The organism is Vibrio sp. 1641, from assembly GCF_033339995.1.
GTDB lineage: Bacteria > Pseudomonadota > Gammaproteobacteria > Enterobacterales > Vibrionaceae > Vibrio > Vibrio alginolyticus.
This window is the reverse complement of the sequence record NZ_JAWOVP010000005.1, coordinates 164,157-187,325: the sequence shown is the minus strand read 5'-3', so window position 1 is coordinate 187,325 and position 23,169 is coordinate 164,157. Positions and strand designations below refer to the sequence as shown.

General features: G+C 45.3%; 20 protein-coding genes. 8 read left to right on the top strand and 12 right to left on the bottom strand.

The features are described 5' to 3' along the window. Window positions 1-3: 3 nt before the first annotated feature. Both imuA and R7Z47_RS13180 read right to left on the bottom strand, forming a co-directional pair. Window positions 4-696 carry a translesion DNA synthesis-associated protein ImuA gene (gene imuA / locus R7Z47_RS13185; protein ID WP_318130130.1) on the bottom strand — a complete coding sequence of 231 codons (693 nt, stop codon included), beginning with the start codon at window positions 694-696 and terminating at the stop codon, window positions 4-6. Window positions 697-825: 129 nt separating this feature from the next. Next, on the bottom strand, window positions 826-1,572 hold the full coding sequence (locus R7Z47_RS13180; protein ID WP_005372980.1) for a YciK family oxidoreductase: 747 nt from the start codon (window positions 1,570-1,572) through the stop codon (window positions 826-828). Between the two features lie 254 nt (window positions 1,573-1,826). Here R7Z47_RS13180 and sohB point away from each other — a divergent pair, with 254 nt between their 5' ends. The 8 genes from sohB (at window position 1,827) to R7Z47_RS13140 (ending at window position 10,948) form a co-directional block, all read left to right on the top strand. Next, window positions 1,827-2,888, top strand: coding sequence for a protease SohB (sohB, locus tag R7Z47_RS13175; RefSeq protein ID WP_186584801.1), 1,062 nt, complete (start codon window positions 1,827-1,829; stop codon window positions 2,886-2,888). A 208-nt stretch (window positions 2,889-3,096) separates the two neighbouring features. Then, the gene (gene cmk, locus R7Z47_RS13170) at window positions 3,097-3,777 is read left to right on the top strand and encodes a (d)CMP kinase (protein WP_021033981.1); all 681 of its coding nucleotides are present in this window, start codon (window positions 3,097-3,099) and stop codon (window positions 3,775-3,777) included. A 110-nt stretch (window positions 3,778-3,887) separates the two neighbouring features. Further along, complete coding sequence (rpsA, locus tag R7Z47_RS13165) at window positions 3,888-5,558, top strand: 30S ribosomal protein S1 (RefSeq protein WP_005385817.1); 1,671 nt, start codon at window positions 3,888-3,890, stop codon at window positions 5,556-5,558. A gap of 213 nt (window positions 5,559-5,771) precedes the next feature. Then, window positions 5,772-6,053: an integration host factor subunit beta gene (gene ihfB, locus R7Z47_RS13160; protein ID WP_005385816.1), complete on the top strand. Its 282-nt coding sequence runs from the start codon at window positions 5,772-5,774 to the stop codon at window positions 6,051-6,053. Window positions 6,054-6,334: 281 nt separating this feature from the next. Continuing rightward, window positions 6,335-6,631 carry a LapA family protein gene (locus tag R7Z47_RS13155; protein WP_005376663.1) on the top strand — a complete coding sequence of 99 codons (297 nt, stop codon included), beginning with the start codon at window positions 6,335-6,337 and terminating at the stop codon, window positions 6,629-6,631. 18 nt (window positions 6,632-6,649) lie between these two features. Next, window positions 6,650-7,825, top strand: coding sequence for a lipopolysaccharide assembly protein LapB (lapB, locus tag R7Z47_RS13150; protein WP_005376665.1), 1,176 nt, complete (start codon window positions 6,650-6,652; stop codon window positions 7,823-7,825). An 84-nt stretch (window positions 7,826-7,909) separates the two neighbouring features. Beyond that, window positions 7,910-8,611, top strand: coding sequence for an orotidine-5'-phosphate decarboxylase (gene pyrF / locus R7Z47_RS13145; protein WP_005376667.1), 702 nt, complete (start codon window positions 7,910-7,912; stop codon window positions 8,609-8,611). A 498-nt stretch (window positions 8,612-9,109) separates the two neighbouring features. Continuing rightward, window positions 9,110-10,948 carry an extracellular solute-binding protein gene (locus R7Z47_RS13140; protein ID WP_213960471.1) on the top strand — a complete coding sequence of 613 codons (1,839 nt, stop codon included), beginning with the start codon at window positions 9,110-9,112 and terminating at the stop codon, window positions 10,946-10,948. A gap of 60 nt (window positions 10,949-11,008) precedes the next feature. Here R7Z47_RS13140 and R7Z47_RS13135 read toward each other — a convergent pair whose 3' ends face one another. The 10 genes from R7Z47_RS13135 to dsrO all read right to left on the bottom strand — a co-directional run bounded on the left by R7Z47_RS13135 (window position 11,009) and on the right by dsrO (window position 23,091). Further along, window positions 11,009-11,248, bottom strand: coding sequence for a hypothetical protein (locus R7Z47_RS13135; RefSeq protein ID WP_005376679.1), 240 nt, complete (start codon window positions 11,246-11,248; stop codon window positions 11,009-11,011). A 206-nt stretch (window positions 11,249-11,454) separates the two neighbouring features. After that, entirely contained in the window at window positions 11,455-12,228 is a 774-nt protein-coding gene (locus R7Z47_RS13130; protein WP_031778929.1) for a hypothetical protein, read from the bottom strand. A 102-nt stretch (window positions 12,229-12,330) separates the two neighbouring features. After that, entirely contained in the window at window positions 12,331-12,909 is a 579-nt protein-coding gene (locus R7Z47_RS13125) for a membrane integrity-associated transporter subunit PqiC (RefSeq protein ID WP_017821657.1), read from the bottom strand. Next, window positions 12,909-14,555, bottom strand: a complete 1,647-nt coding sequence (pqiB, locus tag R7Z47_RS13120; RefSeq protein ID WP_017821656.1) for an intermembrane transport protein PqiB — start codon at window positions 14,553-14,555, stop codon at window positions 12,909-12,911. Before pqiB ends, R7Z47_RS13125 begins: the two co-directional genes overlap by 1 nt. Continuing rightward, window positions 14,548-15,879, bottom strand: coding sequence for a paraquat-inducible protein A (locus tag R7Z47_RS13115; RefSeq protein ID WP_262607069.1), 1,332 nt, complete (start codon window positions 15,877-15,879; stop codon window positions 14,548-14,550). The genes pqiB and R7Z47_RS13115 overlap by 8 nt, the downstream gene beginning before the upstream one ends. A 304-nt stretch (window positions 15,880-16,183) precedes the next feature. Beyond that, window positions 16,184-17,236 carry a c-type cytochrome gene (locus tag R7Z47_RS13110; RefSeq protein WP_262607068.1) on the bottom strand — a complete coding sequence of 351 codons (1,053 nt, stop codon included), beginning with the start codon at window positions 17,234-17,236 and terminating at the stop codon, window positions 16,184-16,186. A gap of 8 nt (window positions 17,237-17,244) precedes the next feature. Next, on the bottom strand, window positions 17,245-17,808 hold the full coding sequence (locus R7Z47_RS13105; RefSeq protein ID WP_395221151.1) for a c-type cytochrome: 564 nt from the start codon (window positions 17,806-17,808) through the stop codon (window positions 17,245-17,247). Between the two features lie 278 nt (window positions 17,809-18,086). After that, a complete protein-coding gene (locus tag R7Z47_RS13100) occupies window positions 18,087-21,179 on the bottom strand; it encodes a tetrathionate reductase subunit A (RefSeq protein ID WP_262607067.1) in 3,093 nt (1,030 codons plus the stop codon). 17 nt (window positions 21,180-21,196) lie between these two features. Beyond that, window positions 21,197-22,327, bottom strand: a complete 1,131-nt coding sequence (gene nrfD / locus R7Z47_RS13095) for an NrfD/PsrC family molybdoenzyme membrane anchor subunit (RefSeq protein ID WP_154205163.1) — start codon at window positions 22,325-22,327, stop codon at window positions 21,197-21,199. Further along, window positions 22,324-23,091 carry a sulfate reduction electron transfer complex DsrMKJOP subunit DsrO gene (gene dsrO / locus R7Z47_RS13090; protein WP_064354168.1) on the bottom strand — a complete coding sequence of 256 codons (768 nt, stop codon included), beginning with the start codon at window positions 23,089-23,091 and terminating at the stop codon, window positions 22,324-22,326. The genes nrfD and dsrO overlap by 4 nt, the downstream gene beginning before the upstream one ends. Window positions 23,092-23,169 lie beyond the last annotated feature (78 nt).

Genomic DNA, 23,169 nt, shown 5'->3' with positions numbered 1-23,169 from the left:
TCACTAACCTTGGTTCGCCAGTGGGAAATTGACCACAGTCGAGTGCACAGTTTCAGATGATGGTTTCACCAGTTGCGGGTAATGGTGTTGGAAGCCGATACTAACGCTACCTCTATTCCAGCCTCCTTTCCTTTTCAGCACTTCAACATTAATCCCTTGCTCGTCGCCTTTCAGTTTTAAACTGAGTGACACAGGCAAAGACAAGCGGTTGATAGTATCTGTTTTAAGCATAAAGAGAGGGCAACTCCCTTGTTCACTTGCTACCTGTAAGCGTTTCACTTGATGTATTTCAAGCTCTTCTTGCCATAACAAAACATTACTGCATACCCCACTTTTCAGACATTGCTCTGCAGCCCAAAGAGCATCTTTGGGGTGAGTTGGAGTAACAACCCACACTTGGTTTATATCCAACCCGATGTAGTGTAAAAACAGAGAATTCACTAGCGCAGGTGGTTGAATAAATGCGGTCATACCATTGGTCTGAGTGGCTTTTAAATAGGGAGCGAGCAAACGCAATTCACCAATACTACCAATAGATTCCATCTCCACTACGCCATGAGATGGAAAGCCTCCGCCGAGCAAATCATCTAATTCAGAAAAACCGGAACTAGTCTGCAACTGCTGAGGATCTGCTTTCGTTAAATTTGCTTGCCAAACAAGGTGTTGGCTTTTTAAGTTCTGAATAATATCTTGCATAATAAATACCTGTATATATGTACAGTATATTTCTGTGGGAGAAAGTCGCAAGATTTTTATGAAGAGAGAAATGAAAAAAGGCAGCGTTTGCTGCCTTTTCAATCGATTATGTGAGGTAACCTGAATGAGTTATTTACGCTTCGGTTGAGCGTCGATGCACTGACCGTTCACATCGGTAACCGCAGGATCCATTAAGTGCAAATATAGCGGCATGATATCCAGTGGCGTTTTGAGAGTATTCGCATCTTCACCCGGATATGCTTTTTCACGCATGCGAGTACGAGTGGCACCAGGGTTAATTGCGTTAACGCGGATCGGTGTATCACTCAGCTCGTCAGCTAAAACTTGCATCATGCCTTCTACGGCAAATTTAGAGATAGCGTATGGCCCCCAGAATGCGCGGCCAGAGTGGCCGACGGTTGAAGAGGTAAAGATAATACGCCCAGCTTCTGATTTACGCATCACAGGCAGTAATGCTTGAGTCATTAGCACTTCGGCTTTCACGTTGATCTGCATGATATCGTCGAAGTCTTCCTCTTTGATTTGATCAAATGGACACAGCGAACTCAAGACACCTGCGTTGTGTAATAGACCATCCAAGCGACCAAACTGTCCTTCGATTGTCTCTGCCATATCAATGTAATTCTGCTGAGTTGCGCCCTTGAGATCCAATGGAATGATAGCTGCTTGTGGATAGCCAGCAGCTTCAATCTCATCATAGATAGATTCAAGGTTTTGCACATTTCTACCCAAGAGAATAACAGTTGCACCGTGCTCGGCATAAGAAAGCGCGGCTTGACGGCCGATGCCATTACCAGCGCCAGTAACAAGAATGACTTTACCTTTTAGAGCATCAGCTGAAACGGAGTAGTTCACGGCGATAAATCCTTATTATTGTAAGAGGGTCCATGATAGTTAATTGACGCTAAAAAACGCCTGTTTCTCAATGGAAAATCTTGGTAATCGTGACAAGATGGTTACAATACACCAATTCATGTGTTATACCAATTCCAGAACTTTCGTTAGGTATGCTATCAATCAGAACAAGTGGTTACAAACCGCGCTGCCTTCTCGCTGATGTTTCTGCGTAACATACTAACATCATCTGAAATGAGATAAAGGAGCTCTCGTTGGAATTTTTATTAGATTATGGTCTGTTTCTGGCCAAAATTATCACGGTGGTTGCTGCGATAATTGTTCTGCTCATTATTGCAAAATCGGCTGGTGGCAAATCGGGTGCGGCGAAAGGGGAGTTAGAGATTACCAACCTTTCAGAGCAACACAAACAATCTGTTGAGCAGTTAGAGCATCATTTGCATGACGATGCTTTCATCAAGGCTCGAGATAAAGCCGTCAAGAAAGAAGAAAAAGAGAAGAACAAATCTCGCGAGAAAGAAATCAAACAAGCGAGCAAAGACGGTTCATTAGATAGCAAGCGTGAACCACACCTATTTGTTCTTGATTTCAACGGTAGCATAGACGCAAAAGAAGTCGCGTCTCTACGTGAAGAAATCACCGCTATTTTGGCTGTCGCACGTGAAGGTGATGAAGTGTTACTTCGCTTAGAGTCTGGCGGTGGTATGGTTCATGGTTACGGCCTTGCCTCTTCTCAACTGGACCGAATCAAAGCTGCGGGTCTTCCTCTGACCATCTCTGTTGACAAAGTTGCGGCAAGTGGCGGTTACATGATGGCATGTGTAGCAGATAAAATTGTTTCTGCACCATTTGCAATTGTGGGTTCTATTGGCGTTATCGCACAAATTCCTAACTTCAACAAACTGTTGAAGAAACATGACATTGAGTACGAACAACTAACAGCGGGTGAATATAAACGCACGCTAACGATGTTCGGTGAGAATACCGATAAAGCGCGCGATAAGTTTAAGCAAGAACTTGAAGAAACACATGTCTTGTTTAAAGACTTCATTCGTGAGCGTCGTCCTAGTTTGGACCTAGACAAAGTAGCCACTGGTGAGCACTGGTTCGGTACACAAGCGAAAGAGCTTGGTTTGGTGGATGACATTAGTACATCTGATGATATCGTTGTTGCGGCATGCAAAGATAAAACTGTACTTTCTGTGCATTATGTACAAAAGAAAAAACTGGCCGACAAGCTAGCAGGTGTGGCGGGTAAAGTCGCTGATAGTGTGATTTTAAAGTTAGCTGAGCGTGGTCAAAATCCGATTGTTTAATCGAGCTTAAGTTCATGACATTTAAAACGGCGAGGGCGGAAGCTCTCGCCGTTTTTGTTGAACTTTATGTTTATTGATGAATCCAATTACGCATTAGGTGTAATGCTTTACACGACATTTTTCCTCGCTCCAAAGACTGATTACCCGTATAATGTGCGCCTCGAAAACCGAGCAAATTGCTGAAAAGAAACTATTGGTGGAGAAGAACATGTCCTCTCAAACTCCGGTTGTAACCGTAGATGGACCTAGTGGTGCAGGTAAAGGCACTTTATGTATGTTGCTGGCGAAAAAATTGGGTTTCCAACTCTTAGATTCTGGCGCAATTTATCGTGTACTTGCACTCGCTGCGATTCACCACGGTGTCGACACCGAGTCAGAAGATGCTCTTGTCCCACTAGCAACACACCTAGACGTTCAATTTATCGCGGAAGGTGACTTAGTTAAGGTCATTCTAGAAGGCGAAGACGTGTCAGGGGAGCTTCGTAAAGAAGAAACGGGTATGGCAGCATCTAAAGTTGCGGCTTTGCCACGTGTTCGTGAAGCATTACTACGTCGTCAGCGTGCATTTGAGACCGCTCCGGGTCTGGTTGCTGATGGTCGTGATATGGGCACAATTGTATTCCCGAGTGCGCAAGCAAAAATCTTCCTTGATGCGAGTGCTGAAGAGCGTGCAAATCGACGCCTTAAACAGTTGCAAGAGAAAGGGTTAGATGTTAGATTTGCTGACCTTTTAAGCGAGATCCAAGAGCGTGACGACCGAGATCGTAACCGCCCAGTGGCGCCATTACGCCCTGCTGAGGATGCGCTTGTGCTAGATTCTACGTCGATGACTATCGACGAAGTAGTAGAAAAGGCACTACAATATATCGAATCGAAGCTAGCTGAGTAATAATACTCGACTAGGCTAAGAGCGTTGGTCGCAAGGATGATGACTGGCGAATTTAATAACCCCATGCGGTAGGATACCCGTGGAAGTTTAATTTATTGAAGATTAATTAAATGACTGAATCTTTTGCTCAACTCTTTGAAGAGTTTCTAAACGAAACAGAATTCCAACAAGGCAGCATCGTTAAAGGTACTGTAGTAGCTATCGAGAACGGTTTCGTTCTTGTTGACGCTGGTCTTAAGTCTGAATCTGCTATCCCTGCTGAACAGTTCAAGAACGCTGCTGGCGAACTTGAAGTTGAAGTTGGCGCTGAAGTAGACGTAGCTCTAGACGCTGTTGAAGATGGTTTCGGTGAAACTCAACTTTCTCGTGAGAAAGCTAAGCGTCACGAAGCTTGGATCGTACTTGAGAAAGCTTACGAAGAAGCTGAAACTGTTGTTGGTATCATCAACGGTAAAGTTAAAGGCGGTTTCACTGTTGAACTAAACGGTATCCGTGCTTTCCTTCCTGGCTCTCTAGTAGACGTACGTCCAATCCGCGACACTGCTCACCTAGAAAACAAAGAGCTAGAGTTCAAAGTTATCAAACTTGACCAAAAACGTAACAACGTAGTTGTTTCACGTCGTGCAGTTATCGAATCAGAGAACAGCGTTGAGCGTGACGAGCTTCTAGAAACTCTACAAGAAGGTTCTGAAGTTAAAGGTATCGTTAAGAACCTTACTGACTACGGTGCGTTCGTTGACCTAGGTGGCGTTGACGGTCTTCTACATATCACTGATATGGCTTGGAAGCGCGTTAAGCACCCATCTGAAATCGTTAACGTTGGTGACGAGATCCAAGTTAAAGTTCTTAAGTTCGACCGTGAGCGTACTCGCGTATCACTAGGTCTTAAGCAACTAGGCGAAGATCCATGGGTAGCAATCGCTAAGCGTTACCCAGAAGGTCACAAACTAACTGGTCGCGTAACTAACCTAACTGACTACGGCTGCTTCGTTGAAATCGAAGAAGGCGTTGAAGGTCTAGTTCACGTTTCAGAAATGGATTGGACTAACAAGAACATCCACCCTTCTAAAGTTGTTAATGTTGGCGACGAAGTTGAGGTTATGGTTCTTGAAATCGACGAAGAACGTCGTCGTATCTCTCTAGGTCTGAAACAGTGTAAAGCTAACCCATGGCAGTCATTCGCTGAAGCACAAGCTAAAGGCGACAAAGTTACTGGTAAGATCAAGTCTATCACTGACTTCGGTATCTTCATCGGTCTAGAAGGCGGCATCGATGGTCTAGTTCACCTATCTGACATTTCTTGGAATGTTGCTGGCGAAGAAGCTGTACGTGAGTACAAGAAAGGCGACGAGATCTCTGCAGTTGTTCTAGCAGTAGACGCTGAGCGTGAGCGCATCTCTCTAGGCATCAAGCAAATGGAAAATGACCCATTCAATGCTTACGTTGCTGACAACAAGAAAGGTGTTCTAGTTAACGCTACTGTAACTGCTGTTGACGCTAAAGGCGCTACTGTTGAAATCGCAGAAGGCGTTGAAGGTTACATCCGTGCTTCTGAAGTATCACGCGATCGCGTAGAAGATGCTTCTCTAATCCTAAGCGCTGGTGATGTTGTTGAAGCGAAGTTCACAGGTGTAGACCGTAAGAACCGCGTAATCAACCTATCTATCAAAGCTAAAGACGAAGCTGACGAGCAAGAAGCAATGGCATCTATCAACAAGCAAGATGACAATGCATTCGGTAACGCAATGGCTGACGCTTTCAAAGCTGCTAAAGGCGAATAATATACTCGCTTAAGCAAAAAAGGAGCCGCAAGGCTCCTTTTTTATATTTGGTCATATTTAAGTAGTAATACTAATGACAGTAAACTATCTTAATAAAAGGCATTTCTTCATTGCGCATTTTGCATAAAATTTGTCTAGAATTGTCAGCAAGTGTTTGTTGGAATTAGTATTACTTACTATAATAAGTGATAAAGATACTCAAAGAGGGCAACTATGACTAAGTCTGAACTGATTGAAAGACTCTGCGCTGAGCAAACACACTTATCAGCGAAAGAGGTAGAGGATGCTGTAAAAGATATTTTAGAGCACATGGCCTCTACACTAGAGAGCGGTGACCGTATCGAGATCCGTGGCTTTGGTAGTTTTTCTCTTCATTACCGCGAGCCTCGCGTAGGTCGTAACCCTAAAACGGGCGATAAAGTGGAATTGGAAGGTAAATACGTTCCACATTTCAAACCTGGTAAAGAACTTCGTGAGCGTGTAAATATTGGTTAATGCACTCTTATTAGTTTGAAAAAAGCGGCATACGTTTGTGTATGCCGCTTTTTTGTAATGTATCCAAGTTAGTCATACATCCAAGATCGTTTACTAATCTAATTGTGGATTCAGCTGTTTTCTTTGCTGCTTTCTATACCCAAATAACTTTAACTTCTAAGCATGTCTACAAACTAAGCATCTTGAGGTTACTTGGGTATAGATTATTGCTAATATACGTAGTCTGAAGAAGCATTTTCCTGCATAATCTTACCGACTTACTCCTAGAAGGGTGATGTAACATGAAAATTATAAAAATCGTTGCTGTTTTAGCTCTCTTTTTAATTGCATTGGCGTTAGGTTCCCAAAACCAAGAGCTCGTGACTTTTAACTATCTTCTAGCAAAAGGAGAGTTCCACTTATCTACGCTATTAGGTGTAGTATTTGTGGTTGGCTTTGCTTTAGCGTGGGTTATATTTGGTAGCATCCAACTGAAAACTCAGCTACAGGTCCGTCGTTTAAAGAAAAAACTGAAAAAGTACGAACCAACTGAATCAAACAACGCTGCTGATAAGCCAGCCATTGAAAAACAGGCATAAGGATAAGGCTTAACTTTAATGCTTGAACTACTCTTCTTGTTGTTGCCTATAGCTGCTGCGTATGGCTGGTATATGGGGCATCGCAGCGCTCAGCAAGACAAGCAGAAGCAATCTCATCAAATCTCTCGTCAGTATATGACGGGTCTTAATCTGCTGCTCTCTGACCAATCAGATAAGGCTGTCGATCACTTTATTGAATTGCTCCAAGTTGATAACGAGACCATCGATACTCACCTTGCGTTGGGTAACCTGTTCCGGTCTCGTGGTGAAGTCGACCGCGCAATCAGAATTCACCAAAATCTTATTTCTCGTTCAGGCTTAACACTGGACCAAAAGAACCTCGCCCTTCAACAGTTAGCGAAAGACTACATGGTCTCAGGTTTTCTTGATCGTGCAGAGAAAATCTTTGAACAGTTAGTCGAAGAGCCAGATTACAAAGAGGCGGCTCTTCAACAATTAGTGACCATTTATCAGCAAACACGAGAATGGGAAAAGGCGATTTATTACGCGAACCAATTGGCTAAGTTAGGTAATAAACGCTCAAGGATGCGTGCAAATATTGCCCATTTTTGGTGTGAAATAGCCATGCTCGACCAAGCTGATGGGAATACTAATAAGGCAATACAGCATTTTAAAAAAGCGTTAGCGGAAGACCCGAAGTGTGTTCGAGCAAGTATTGCTTTGGGACGAATTTACCTAGAGTCTGAAGACTATAAGCACACCATCAAATATCTGACGGGGGTACTTGAGCAAGATAAAGACTTTATCAGTGATGTCTTGCCAACTATTGCAGAATGCTATCATCATCTGGGTCAGGAAGATGAACTTGTCGAATTTCTGCGAGCTTGCATTGATAAGAAAGCAGGCGTATCAGCCGAGTTGATGTTGGCTCAATTAGTTGCTCATCACGAGAACGTTGGGGCTGCTCAAGAGTTACTGACGAAACAATTGCTGAAAAATCCAACCATGAAGGGCTTCTACCGTTTAATTGACTACCACATTGCAGAAGCAGAAGATGGTCGAGCGAAAGACAGCCTATCAACACTACAAGCGATGGTGGGTGAACAGTTAAAAGTGAAACCACATTACCGATGCCGGAAGTGTGGATTTTCTACCCATTCCCTTTATTGGCATTGTCCGTCCTGTAAAGGATGGGGGACGATCAAGCCAATCCGCGGATTGGATGGTGAATAATTCTTAATGCAGCTGGCAGAGTTTCTGTCCGCTGCATTTTTTTAACTTTTTATTTAATAAGAACCAAAACAGTTAGGAGATGAAATGATCGACCAAAAAGTTATTGTCGCACTGGATTATGATAACCAAGCAGATGCACTTGCGTTTGTAGATAGAATTGATCCTGCGTCATGCCGACTAAAAGTTGGCAAGGAGATGTTTACGCTATTTGGTCCTGATTTTGTACGTGAACTCCATAAACGTGGTTTCTCGGTATTCCTAGATTTAAAATTTCACGATATTCCAAACACCTGCTCGAAAGCAGTTCGCGCTGCGGCTGAAATGGGTGTATGGATGGTGAACGTACACGCGAGCGGTGGTGAGCGTATGATGACGGCATCACGTGAAATTCTTGAGCCATATGGTAAAGATCGTCCACTTCTTATCGGTGTAACGGTGCTAACCAGTATGGAACAAAGTGATTTAGCTGGTATTGGTTTGAATGTTGCGCCTCAGGAGCAAGTGATTCGTCTAGCAACCTTGACCAAAAACGCGGGCTTAGATGGTGTCGTATGTTCAGCGCAAGAGTCCTCACTACTGAAGAGCGAACTAGGCCAAGAATTTAAATTAGTGACCCCTGGTATTCGACCTGCTGGCTCGGAACAAGGTGACCAACGCCGTATCATGACGCCAGTAGACGCTATCCAATCAGGTTCAGATTATCTTGTGATTGGTCGCCCTATCACTCAAGCGTCAAATCCTGCAGAAGTGCTGAAGTCGATCAATGAGAGCTTATCTAACATGTAAGCACTGTCTCGATTGTATGGAGAAAAGTGAGGCTGGATGCCTCACTTTTTATATCGAATGAAAATACTGATCGCGGTAAACAACCATTCCTTTTAACCAGCTATGTCTGATCATTTACTCGCTGTAACTGGTATATCGGGGCCAATTGAGATAAAGGTTCTGCGGTTTATTCTGAGTAAAGTAGGGCTTGGTACTATGTCGATCACACTTTTGTAACATAACTCACTGTGATGCCTCGAAAATGCAATCATGTGTTATTGATGGCTTGCGTTACAAATATCTAAAGAATACTATGGCGAAGATGCATTCACTGCGTTGTAAGGTCTAGGATGACCTAGTGAAACTCTTTGAAATTAATATAGAAGCTGGCAGGACGTCACTTCATATTACGTTCCTATTATTTCCTATCTGCGTATTTTAAATCGCAGCTTTCTGTGAGCTTTCACACGCTGTCTTCCTTGTTACGACCTTAGTGCGCAAACACAACAAGGAAGAAACATGACTAAAAAACTGCCATTTTCAGTACTAGCAACACTGACCGCTGCCAGTTTTCAACTGAGTGCGGCAGAATTGCCAGCTGATATCGAATGGATTTCAAACAACAACGAACCTCTATTTGCCTCTGAAGAAGCGGTACGAGGTGGCACCTATCGCACTTACATTCAGAGCTTTCCGCAAACATTACGAAGTGTTGGTCCAGATGCGAACTCAGGTTTGCGCCAATACTTAATGGATGGTTCACCAAAACTGGCTCAGCGTCATCCAAATACTGGCAAATGGATCCCTCAACTTGCTGAGTCATGGGCATTTGGAGAGGACAACAAAACCGTATTCTTTAAACTCGACGAAACGGCCGAGTGGTCAGATGGTGAAAAAATTACAGCAGATGATTACGTCTTTATGATGAAGTACTACACGTCAAAAGACATTATCGACCCGTGGTATAACGACTTCTTCACAAACAGTATTGTGAGTGTTGAAAAAATTGATGACTACACGATCAAAGTCAATCTTGCTGTAGCTCAAAGTCATGACTCACTTATGGTTATGATTAACATGCCAAGTAATGGTTTTCAGCCTCGTCCTGAACACTTCTTTGAAGGAGAAAAGGACGCAAATAACGATGGCATGCCTGATAACTTCGTCAGAAAGTTTAACTTTAAATCTGAGCCAACCGCAGCGCCTTACTACATTGATCAAGTGAAGAAAGGTAAGAGCGTAACATTCAAACATGTCGGTGAAGATTGGTGGGGATACAACAACCGCTACTATAAAAACCGTTATAACGTTGAAAAGGTTCGCATTAAGGTAATTCGCGATCCTGATATTGCCATGAAGCACTTTGAGAAAGGCAACTTAGACTACTTTGAGATGGTGCTACCAAGCTTTTGGCATGACAAAACCAATAGTGATGTGTACAAAAAAGGCTATATCCAAAAGTACTGGGGCTTTAACGAAGCACCGCAAGGAGCTGGTGGTCTTTGGATGAACACAGCGATGCCGATGTTGGATAACCTAGAAGTGCGTAAAGGTGTTATGGCAGCCACTGACTATGACGGCATGATTGAAAACATCATGCGTGGAGATTATTCACGTAAACCGCATGGACTCGGATTTGGTCATGGCGAATACGATGATCCTAACAATACACCGCCAAAGTTTGATGCTGATGCGGCGGTTAAACACTTCGAAAAAGCGGGCTTTGACAAAGTGGGCGCAGATGGTATTCGTGTTAACGACAAGGGCCAACGCTTGAGCTTTGCTATCACCTACGGATACAACTCTTGGACACCGCGTATTGCATACCTGAAAGAGCAAGCGAAACTTGCTGGTCTTGAGTTCACGTTAAACTTGGTGGATGGCTCATCTGCGTTTAAATACATTCTTGAGAAAAAGCATCAGCTAGCGTTTTTGAATATGGGCTCTGGTGAGATCCCTGCGTATTGGGAATACCTACACTCGGATAATGCAAATCGACCACAAACGAATGCTCACACCAACTACAGCAGCCCTGAGCTAGACAAGTTAATTGAAGCGTATGATTCTGAGTTTGATCAGGAGAAGCGTTACGACTTGTCGCATCAAATCCAAAACTATGTCAGCAAAGCGAACATCATCGTTCCTGGCTACATGGTGCCTTATTCTCGAGTTGCTCATTGGCGCTGGGTTAAAATTCCTAAAAACGGCATGACAAAAGCGACAGAATGGGTGCTTCATCCAATGGATATCGGTAATTTCTGGATTGATAACCAAGTAAAAGAAGAGACAGAAGAAGCGATGGACGAGGGTAAAACCTTCCCAGAATTAACGGTAATTGATGATCGTTACAAATTGTAAATCAGTAGTTTAGATAGAAAATGATAGCCCCGGTAATGAATTTTATCGGGGCTTTCTTTTTTACTTAATAAGGTAAGACGCTTCTAAAAGGTAGGTTTTTGCATCACCAAGCAAAGAGAACGCTTTATCGATGGTTTTAAATCGATCATCAAGCGAGTCGCTTGATATCAGCTGGCTGAATGTTTGCAACGAGAAAGCTTCGTTTGCTTTGAAGAACTGATGTACGTTTTCAAGCTGCACTTTATGAATATGCTCCACCTTATTTAGGGCGGTGGTTAAATCGGAAATGTTAATCGACATTGCTACTCGGGAACCTTATCAACAAGACCTATATGAGGTCATAGAGTGGGGTTTTATATTTTGTGACAGAGAGTAGCACCGAAGAGCAATTTATAGTCTGATGAAGATCAATTTGCCTTATTTAAGCATCTGTAACGTGGCACTAGACGTGTACCTAGAGCTAGTACACGTTACAACGCTTGAATATAGGCTAGGATTTCACCTGATCAAAAGTAAAAGCCAAGTCCGACTAAAAGCCCTTGAGAAGCCGTATCATATTCAAATACCTCTTCATTTTTGTAATCGACCCAGGTCGACTTGTAAGCTAAGTTGAGATCAGACCATTCGTTAAAGCTATAACGAACACCAGTTTGAATGGCATAAGTGAAGTGAGTATCGTTGCCAAGTCCGGCGTCGATGCTGGCATGAAATCGCCAGTTTTCGCTCAATTCATCAATGAGTCGCAAGCCAACTAAAAAATCGACCCAATCTTCTTGTAATGACAGTCTATCTTCTAGTACCCGGTTGTCATTACGATACAGCTTGCCGGTGATGTCATTGTCCCACCAACGTAATCCAAACATATAATCCAGTTTACCAAATGAATATTGTTCGCGTTGGAATGCCTTTGCTTCTAGAACACCTTGCCGTATTTCGATGTCCGCACGATAACGAGCGTTAGGCAGAGCGCCCTTGATATTATTAACATCACCACTTAAGTTCATGAAACTATAATCTATGTAGTAGCCCCACTTACTTTGGTAAATACTCTCGAATCGCAACATCGCCCCAATATCGAGGTGGTCTACGATGAACTTAGGATCGACATCCACCTCTGATGAAAAGCGACCAATACTGGTATCCCCGTGGATATTCAGTCCTAGCATGTACACTTCTATGCTATTTCGCCAACGAGATTCTTGTGTCTCGGCTGAGAGCGCTACTGATGTAGGTAATACAAGAATGAGTGAGGAGAGTGATAGCAGGTTACATGGTTTCATCCAATTTCCTTTTCGGCTTTTCGTCAGCTTTCAGCTTAGTAGAAGTCGCTACACTCTGCATAAAAAAGGGAAGCAACTTGCTTCCCTGTAATTAACATTGACTTAGAGTTGTTTGGCAATGTCTGAGGTTAGGCTTTCTAAGCCTATGGATAAAGCGTTGACGAGCGCTTCATAGCCCTCATCTTGAAGCGGCTGTGAGATTTGTATTGGCGCGCTGTTTTCTACCTTACCTTCGGCATTAATGAGTAACCATTCCCCCTCAATTTCGATATTACCTTTGTAGCTGCCATTAAATTTATTTAACGTAAGCTGGAGTTTGGCTTCACCGCTTTGATCCAACAGATTATTCATTTCAGTCGGCCAGTAATGACTTTGCTTGTGACGTAGTTCCGCGACGACTCTCTGAGTGATTTGCTCAGAAATACTGTGCGCCCATTGATTGTGCTTCGCCTGAATAACTTGGGTCTCAGAGGTTCGATAAACAATGCCATTATCATTCAAATAACTCGCCAATGTCACTGGACGAACAACTAAAGTTGGGCGCTGAGCGATATCAGAAGAGCTCAGCGTCACTGGTTCCGCCTTAGGTAGAAGGTACATAGCTCCTTTAGTTTGCGGAGCGCTACTGCAACCCGTTAGACCGACAAATAGCGCGATAGACAGAAAGAATACTCGTTTCATTAGTTTTTGCCTTTAACTGGTATTGGGTCACTGATTTCATCTTCTCCAAACACGAGAGAGTTTGGCTTTTCGTTTAGCTGTTTAAGTACGGGTTTAAACTCTGTCATCACGCTTTCTAATTCTTTTAGCGTGGCTTCCATTTCGCTGTACATGGTTGAGTTGGGCCCATAACCATCGAGTGTTTTTTGTAATTGCTGTAAGCTTTGGCGAATATCTGTTGGGATCTCTTGCGTCTCTTTTTGATTCAAAAGTTTATCAATACTGTCCGCCACGCGTTCTGCTGAAGCTAACGTTTTTTCAGACGTTTTTAACGTTGAATTGAGAGAGTCTAGTGTTTCTTCCATTGGTAAGTTATTAATCTTATTTAGGAAGTCGTTCACTTGGCGCTGAACCTGCGCAAAACCACCACGCATGGTTGGGAAAACATCTAAATCAGCAAACTTACTCGGTACGTAAGGCTCGTCGTTTGGATAGAAGTCGGCGTCAACATACAGTGCGCCTGTTAATAAGTTACCTGTTTTTAAAGTACCACGTAGGCCTTTAGCAAACTCACTCTTCAATTTATCTTTTAACATTGGTAAAGATTGGGATTGGAAATCGCCATAAACACGGCCGAGCTCGATACGTACCAATACAGGGATTTTTTTCGCAGAAAAGTTCTCTTCTGGGGTTGGAAGTCGCATTGGTACACGCATCACAGTACCAATTCTCAAGCCTCGATATTCGACAGGTGCCTTACGTTTAAGTCCTCGTACCGATTCATCAAAAAGCATAACGAATTCAATATAATCATCGTACATGCCTTCTCGAAGTTGTTTAATATCATCGTACAAGCGGAAGTTGACCATATTTTCAGTGAGCTGTTCACCGGATTCAAGACCTGGAACGGTATCGAAGGTAACACCACCCGTTAGCATGCTCTCTAATGAGCCAAACTTGACTTCGAACCCTTCAGCATTGAGCTGTAAATCTACGCCAGAATTCAGCCAGAACTTGGTACGAGTGCGCACTAAGCTGTCATAAGGCTTGAAAATAAAGAGTTGGTATAACGCTTTGCGAGTGTCAACATCAAAGCTAGTTTTCTCTACACGACCAACCGTAAAGCCTTTATAAATGACGGGGTCACCAACGCCTAGCTTACCCGCCTCGCGGTGTGTTAACACAAGGCGTAACCCCTCTGCATCAGGAGAGGCCACTGGGGGAACATCTAAGACCGTAAAGCGCTCTTTCTCTATTTTAGATTTACCCGGCTGAAGTTGGATATAAGCGCCAGAGAGCAAGGTCTCTAAACCTGAAACGCCATCACGGCCAATACGAGGCTTCACCACCCAAAACATGGTGTCATCTCGCAGCATGCGTTCTGCATCCTTGTTCATTTGTGCCTTAGCGATGATGTGATCGTAATTTTCACTGAGAGTGACTTCAGTAATCAGTCCGACTTTTACATTCAATGCTCGGATTTCGGTTTTGCCAACCTCAATCCCATCTGCGGTTGGCAGTTGGAGAGTAATTTGTGGGCCTGTACTGTTGATATATTGGAACAGCATCCACGCTCCCATGGCTAGCGCAAGGATCGGGACAATCCATATCGCAGAAATCTGCTTTTGCGGTTTTATTTGAGCGGTTACGTTGTTCTCATCACTCATATTTGGCTTTCTCGTTTAAGTTGTCAGAAATCGGCTCCTGCACTTCGTTTTGTGGCAATTGCCACAACAAACGTGAGTCAAATATCATTGCAGAAAGCATAGTAAAAATGACCACTGCCGCGAAAGAGAGCGCAGCAGGACCTGGATAAATCGCCATTAAGTTTTGCAGCTGAACCAGTGCAACTAAGATCGCGACGACGAAGATATCGATCATGGACCAACGACCAATAAACTCAGTTATGCGGTAGATCTTTAAGCGTGAAATACTCTCTTCGTGCGGAAGATATCGCGCTTTTTTCGCATTGTAATACAGCCACGCGAGTGCCAGCATTTTCGCCATTGGAATAAATACGCTAGCAAAGAAAATTACCATCGCAATAGGGTAAGAACCTAAATGCCAAAGCAATATTACCCCCTCCATGATAGTTGAACCTTCTGCATGTCCAAGGCTTACGGTGTACATCATAGGGTAGAGGTTCGCAGGGATATAGAAAATGACTGAAGCAAACAAAAGCGCCCAAGCTTTTTGTAAATTGTCTGCGGGGTTGTATTTGTGAATAGGGCTTTTACAACGAATGCAGTGTTGGTGTTTTTTAGCTTCAATAGGGTTGAGCTGGTGACACGTATGACAACCAATATGGTTGTGGTTATGGTGCGTATCACCCTCTTTTACATCAGATAGCTCGATAGCTGGAATAAAGTGCCCCCAGAGCCAGCTTTTGTCGACCATTGATATGCATTTGACTACCAGAACGGTATATACACAAAACGCCCAGAATGAAGTGCCCATTCCTATGTCTGCGAGGGAAGCGATTTTAATTAAGCTGACCAACACGCCAATCAAAAAGACATCCACCATTAACCAGGGTTCGACTCGAAACAGAAGACGGCATAAAACTTTTGCCATTCGTTGCTGCTTTCTAGAGGGGGTATGTTTACGTGCTTTTAATGCTTCAAGGTGAAGAAAGAGAATGAGACCAACATAGATTGCAGGCAAAACGATAACTGTTGCGAGTAGCAGCACACCCAAAAGCACATTTTGAAACTCAGCCAGCATTTTGGCAGCGTGCAACAAGGTGATTTCTTGCGACAACCCTTGCACGCTGAACGACATAAAAGGGAAAGAAATGCTTAGCACTAACATGATCAAACATGCCGATGATATGGCGATCACGCTTTGGTAAGGCTTGGCATTCACTTTAGTCAGCGAATGCGAACATCGAGGACATTGTGCTTTTTGCCCCTGTTCGATATCGGGAATGCGAACAACAAGGCCGCACTCTTCGCATGAAATTAACTGACGGGAATTAGGTTGAATACTCATCGGGTAGGTTTTAGATTCATTTGCTTTAAGAATACTCTTTTTTCACTGGGCACGCTTGTTTTGATTCAGGAGTTTACGAGTTTCTTACTTTTGGCATTAGAGCATATGGGAGATCTAAGACATAAACGAAGTCGCGTTTGGTACAAGATTTTACGGCGAAGATGAGTATGTTGGAAGCCGAAAGTAATATGATGTTGCTTGGTTTATTGGAGGGGGTAACTACTTGTTTTTAAGGGTAAGTAACCCTGCCCAGATAATCTGAGCAGGGAAAAAGAGCATTTTATTTAAGGTGCTTAGTTGTACTTTACTTGACCGTTCCGCTCTTAAAGGCATTGGAGCCGACTTGCGTACCGTTGAGCCTTTTGCCGTAATAGCCTTGGTGCTGGTGATATTTCTCCGCGTTTGCGGTGACATTGCCTTTGAATCGAGGATCTTGTGGACGCTCATGGCTGTTGACGTATGCTGCGACATCCCATGCTTCTTGCTCTGTCAGCTGCACACTTTTCCCAAGCGGCATGTTTTCGTAAATAAAATAGGCTGCAGTGTTAATCCGGTGCATACCTGCGCCCCAGTTATACGCATATTCGCCCCAAAGTGGTGGAATGTATGAATGGTCGTTGGTGTCTTTGATGCCTGAACCGTCGGCGCGATGGCAAGTTTCACAGTTCTTTTCGTAGACCAATGCGCCTCGCTCTATTGATGGTTCTTGCTCAGGGGCGGCGATTTTTGGGTAGCCACGCCCAGAGAGATTACCTCGCTTTTCAACTGGTAATGCTTGTGCGATGGCTTCGGGCAACGGAAAGTCTTTTGCTTTTCCACCAATTTGCAACGCTTTTGCGTCTAGCTCTGGAATGGGTTCATCCGCCATACCATGTTTGTCAAGCACACCGCCCATCGCTAACCAGTAGGCGTAAGCACTAAGGGCAACAATTTCTGGCGAATCGTAAGCGGGCGCTTTACCGTTCATGGAATACTCGAAACAACCCTGGATACGGTCAGCATAGCTGTTTACGCGATCGTTTTTCTTACGATATGCCGGGTATGCCATGTAAGCTGCCCACAGTGGCGCAGCGTTTGCTTTTCGTCCTGCCTCCATATGGCAGTTCACACAGTTTTGTTCGTTGCCAACGTATTTTCCGCGCATTTGCTGTGAGTTAACAAAGAGCGAGTAACCGCGTTTTACTTGCTCACCAAATGCGGTGTTTGGGATTGTGCTGAGATCACGCGGTTTTAAGTATTCACCGTGCTTTTCTTTTTCTATCGCAGGTAGCTCTTTCTGGCGGTCCGGTAATGGAGCGTTAGCTAGTACGAGCGTAGAAATGAAAGGCAGTGCGAACAAAGAATAGAAACGTTTCATGACTGCTCCTAGTAACGTAATGAGGCAAAGTAGTAAGCAAGATTTTCGATCTCTTTGTCAGTGAGATTTTTTGCGATGGCCCCCATCATATTGAGCGGGTCACCACTGCGAGTGCCGTTTTTCCATGCCATCAATTGCGTTTTTAAGTAATCAGCATGTTGGCTTGCGAGGCGAGGGAACTTGTCGACGCCCATACCGCTGGCTCCATGACAAGTTGCGCAAGCTGGAATATTTCTATCCCAATCGCCTTGGAAAATTAATTTACGATACGGGTTACGAATATCAGCTTGGTCGCCGCGTTGTTCTGGATTCGTGAACTCATAGCTCGGGAGGTTAGCAAAGTACTCCATAACTTCCTTCCGATCTGCGGGATCGCTGAGTTCCTTCGCCATGCCTTGCATGACCACATTTTGGCGTTCGCCACTAAGGAATAGTTCGATTTGAGTGTTGAGATAATTCGCGTTTAAACCAGCGATCATCGGCGCGATATTTGGCTGTCCCATGCCATCTTGGCCGTGACAACCGCTACATACGCTGGCTTTTTCCGGAATAGACGAGGCGCTTGCGCCCATAGTGGTTGCTAACAAACAGGCCACCACCACTGGAAGAATTTTTGACATGCTGACTCACTTTAATTTTTATTAATATGTCTAAGTGCTACTTGGTAGTCACTTGGACAATATTGTCGGCCTTGTCAATAATGAAAGGTATTGTGGATTTCCACATATTTAATAAGTGTAAATGGCCGTATTTGTTTTTATTGGTTGTTCTATAAGCGATAAAAAACAAAGTGGTGAAGAGCTGCACAAATCGGCAGCTCTAAGTGGTAGAGACGTCTTAACGTGCGGCGTTACGCTTTGCGGATTTTGGCCGGCAGGGACTGACGTGCCGCCGCGCCCACTACCCAATCCAACAATACACCTTTACCTTCTCGGGTAGGATCAATTAAGCCAATGTCGTTAATGTTGACGCCATCTTGGCTGCGCGTTTTTACGGGTTGTTGTTTATCGCCGATCCAGTGCGAGCGTTGTCCTAGCTCGGTATGACCAAACCCATGTTCAAATCCGAGTGTGCTAGGGCGAATCCCGCTGACTATCATCGCAAGTGCTTTGGTGCTTGCAGATGGTGTCTCGATAACAAACTCATCACCCGTTTTAATGCCCGCACGCTCGGCATCGATTGGATGGATGTACACTGGGTTTACGCCTTTAATCGAGTTCAACCTTGGCGATAGGTTGGATACCGCACTGTGAATGTTGGATTTAAAGTTCGTCAGGCTGAAAGGCCATTCTGAGCTTGGGAACTGGTCTTCCATTGATGTGCCATCGGCCAGTTTTTGTGGATGCCATGTTGGGCAACCCGTGTAGAAATCACCGGTCATGGTGTTTCTTGCGCTGCCGACACGTTCATTCCATATCGCGACAGGTCGTGTCCATTTGTGCTTCATTTGCTCACCTTGATACGCTTCGGTTGCATTTTCAAAACGTCCACCGCGAGCAAAAATAAACGCCACACGTTTCATCTCATCCGCTGTCAGCGTCTTCTGCATGGCTGGCATTAAACGCTCTAGGCCGGACCACGCAATGTCTTCTGCCGAAACTTCAGGCACCCCGCCTTTCACATAAGCCAAGTTTGCCGCGGAACGTAAGTAGAAATCTTCAGCGCTGTGGAGAGCGTGCCAATTCCCTTGCGCATCTTGAATCGCGTTGTCACCAAAGCCGCCCAGTTGCATTTTCTTGGCGACATCAATCAAAAAGTTTTCTAAGCAAATTGAACGACCATCGGCGGTTTTCTCTGTTCGCGCTCCCACAATCGGCCAGCGAGCGGTGACGGTTTTCACCGGAACGTCGTGCCAAGGCGTTGCCATACCCCAGCTTTCGTAGGTGACCGTGTCAGGTACAATATAATCCGACAACGCGGTGGTTTCGTTAATGAACGCATCAATAGACACAATCAAACCGAGTTGTTTTGGATCTTTAAGCTTGTCTTCCAGCAGCGTTTTCAAACCGGGTACACCATACATTGGGTTCGCCATGTGATTGATCCACGCTTTTACGCGGTATGGATAACCATCAATAGCCGCAGATAGGTGCTCTGTCAGCAGTGGCGCGGCAAACGGATACCAAGGCGCGCGAGTTGGATAAGGGGATTCACCAGCCTCAACGCGACGTTTGTATTCGCTTGTTTTGTGGTAGGGGAATTTACTGCGCGACAAAAAGACGCCTTTCGGGCCGACTTTGCCAGCAAATTTGGTGAAGTCGTAACGAGGACCCGCAGCGGAAGTTGGGTAGCCACCCGCTTTGGCCATCGCGCCGCCTTTCATATTTATGTTACCAATCAACGCATTGAGCATCATGATGGTAAACGAGTTATAGAACCCATTGGTGTGCATGTTGCCACCGTGGGTATCGACCACCGCTTTTGTTCCGTGACTGGTGAAGCGCTTTGCTAGTTCAACAATTTGTTCGACAGGGATTTCACATTGTTGGCTGTAGAACGCAAGGCTGTATTTGAACGCCTCTTCTTTGAGTCTTTGTAGAGACGATTTTACGCGCACTTCGCCCGATGCAAGCGAAACCGTTTTATCGACAAACAGTGCCGCTTCCTCAGCTTGGGTATGAACACCAAATTCGCCGCTTTGCTCATCCACGATGACGTACGGGTCGGAGTCAGACAACGCTTCGCCCTCGAATGGCAGATTCAAGTCCGACGCGCGTAAAAACGTGCCGTTTCTCGGGTGCTGATTATCGCTTATCACGAGATGCGTAGCATTACACCAGTGCGCGGTGCCGGCTCGTTTCATCGCGTTTGCCCCCGGCTGCGCCAAGAAGGTTTTGTTGTAGCGTTGGTTTTCGATGATCCACTGGATCATGCCAAGCACGAGGGCAGAGTCGGTGCCCGGTTTGATTGGTATCCAGCGGTTGTTGTCACCGGCGGCCAAGCTCGATGAACCCGCAGGCAAACTTGGCGTGATGATGGTGTATTCCAAGCTACCTTCTGTTCGCGCATTGGCGAGTTGGCGCGCCTGACGCTTAAAAGGGTTGCCAGCTTGCGCAGGCGACATACCGATGAAGATGATGTATTCCGCATTATCAAAATCTGGCTTTAAGTGTGCGTTCTTATCTAAGTCGTTCATAAATGCGCCGCTGCCAGCACGAAATGCGTAGCCGCAGTAAGAGCCGTGATGCCCAAAGTTACGTGTACCATAGCTGTTGAACGCGAAGCGTTTGAATATGTCGTCTCGGCCTTCGTTACCGGCGTTGGTCATTAACAATTGGTTGGCTTTCGGCCCATATTCTGGGTTTTCAGGATCAACGGGCGTTGTTAAATCGCGAATGTCGCGTAAGCCATCAACATGGCCTTCACCAAATAAATCACCACCTTCTACGACTTCTTCTATCAATTGCTCGTAGCTGATCGGAATCCATTTTCCTTCGCCGCGTTTTCCAACTCGTTTCAGTGGCTGAGTAATGCGGTACGGGCTGTTGCGAATTTCTAACATCCCATTGCCACGTGCGCATGCTGTTGAACGACCGTCAAGGCCCGCTTCTCCTGCCAAACTTAAATAAGCATCTTTGACTGGCGTTTCGAACGGCATGTGTTGCTGATGAGAGAGTGGGTGATATGGGTTGCCAGTAATGCGCAAAATCTCGTCGCTGCGGTTATCAATGCGTACACGCAATCCGCACAGTGACCAACAACCAAAACACATCGATGGTGCAACGCGCTGATTTGGATTAGGGATTAGGTTGCCTTTGCTGTTGACCGTGTACTCTGGTTCAAGCGAGTTACCGTGGTGAATATCACGCGTTTTTTCTCCCGCAGTGCCTTCGAGCGCACCCTCGACCATGTGTTTGGTGGTGGTGGCGTAACCCGCAGCGAATGCGCCAAGCCCACCCACTGCAATGCCTGATTTCAAAAACTGACGGCGTTTGTTATCCATGATGAAATCCTCTTTGATTAGCGTTCAGTTAAGGTGAGTGATGAGGCTTTTACTTCGATCTTTTGTTTTGGCTGAACCAGCTCCGAACCGAGCAGTGCCAGTGCAAGCCATAATCCGAGCATGCCGATAATGCCTATCCAGCCATTTCCATCCATAGTGAGTTGGTATGGATACAGCCCTGCATCGAACTTGGCGATGGTTTGCACTTCCATGATGGTAAACCAGCGAATCAGCCATGCACTTGCCAGTGCGGCAGCAGACACAAAACTGAGCCCTATGACGTGACGAAATCTGGCTGATGCGGACTTTTTGGTATCGCGCAAGAAGATGAAAGCGAGCAAAACACAACCTAAAACGACAAAAGTGAGCAGGGCAATGTTGTGCATCCATTGTTCGCTAGAATAGAGCGAAAATGCGGAATTGTTGGATGCCCAAATCGGTAGCAGTATCAGCGTTAATACACCGCTGGTAACCACTGATTTTTTAAGTAAATTAGTATCGCCAGATGTCAGCGTCTTTGACTGACTAGGCAGCAAGAGCCAAATCAACAGAGAAAATCCGACCGCGCTCATAAACGCAGTGACAAACCAAAGAACCGGCGACGCGGGTTGGTGCCATAAAGAGCGCGATTTAACGACTGCAATTTCAGCGCCTGTGTAGACTGCAATGGTGATGCCTGATAGCACCGTGATAACAGATACCATAAGCATGACTCTACGAGAGAGCGCCCAGTCACCCAGTGACAGCTTTGAAATTAGAGGCAGTACTTTCCCTGGCTGATTACGTAAGTTGATCAGATCCTCGCGGAGATACAGCCATGCAGTCACTACCGCTAAACCTGAGAAAACAGGCAAGAAAAGCGACCCTAAAGACATCCATGACCACGGAGTGATGTGTGCGTAAAAATGCCATGCGCGTCCCGGCTGGTGAAGGTCGCCAGTTAACGCTAATGGCCCCACGATGGCGCCGATGGCCAGCGTCAGAACAAGCGCAGCGCGCAGTCTGTGACTGGTGTGTTTTTCAAATAATAGGGCGATTAGGAATAAAACAGCAGCCGCATAAGCCGAACCGATGTAGAAGAAATACTGCACCGCCCACGGGAGCCAAGCCATCGCTTGAGGTTGGACTAACACTTCGGTGATGTTCATGCGCGATCTCCTTGTGGGTCGTAAATAGCAGGTTGTCCGTCGATGTGGCTGGTGAAGCGTTCATCCATGCCGATGTAAAACACGTGAGGCTTGGTGCCTTCATTGGGTTTTAGCACTTTGATATCGTCTTGGTGCTTCGCAATTAAGCGGCGGACTTCACTTGATGGATCATTCAAATCACCAATTACACGTGCTCCGCCAACACAGGTTTCCACGCAGGCAGGCAATAGACCTTTTTCTAGACGGTGAGCACAGAAGGTACATTTATCTGCGGTGAGCGTGTCCTCATTGATAAAACGAGCATCATAAGGGCAAGCTTGTACACAGTACGCGCAGGCGACGCAGCGACTGTTATCCACCATGACAATACCATCTTCGCGCTGAAAGGTTGCTTGAACCGGACACACTGCCACGCAAGGTGGGTTGTCGCAGTGGTTACAAAGGCGCGGTAGCATAAAGGCTTTTGCTTCTCGCGTGGCTGTAGAGCCATCATCTAACGTAACTTCGTATTGCTTTACGGTGGTTCGGAACTGACCGATTGGCGCTTGGTTCTCGATGCTGCAACCCACAGTGCAAGCCTGGCATCCGACACATTTACGCAAATCTATCACCATGGCATAACGCTTCCCGACTTGTCCTTTTCGGTCAGCGGACTGGTTATTTCGAATAATGTTTCCCGCAGTTGCCGTGCCAATGCCAGCGACTGGAATTAACGCGGCTCCGGCTGTGACCGCGCTGAGAAAGCGACGTTTGGTGGAATCCATAACTCACCTGCTTTTTTTGTTGTATTTGAATTGACTGATTCCATTGTGAGAAATGCACTGCGAGGCTTATATTGTGGA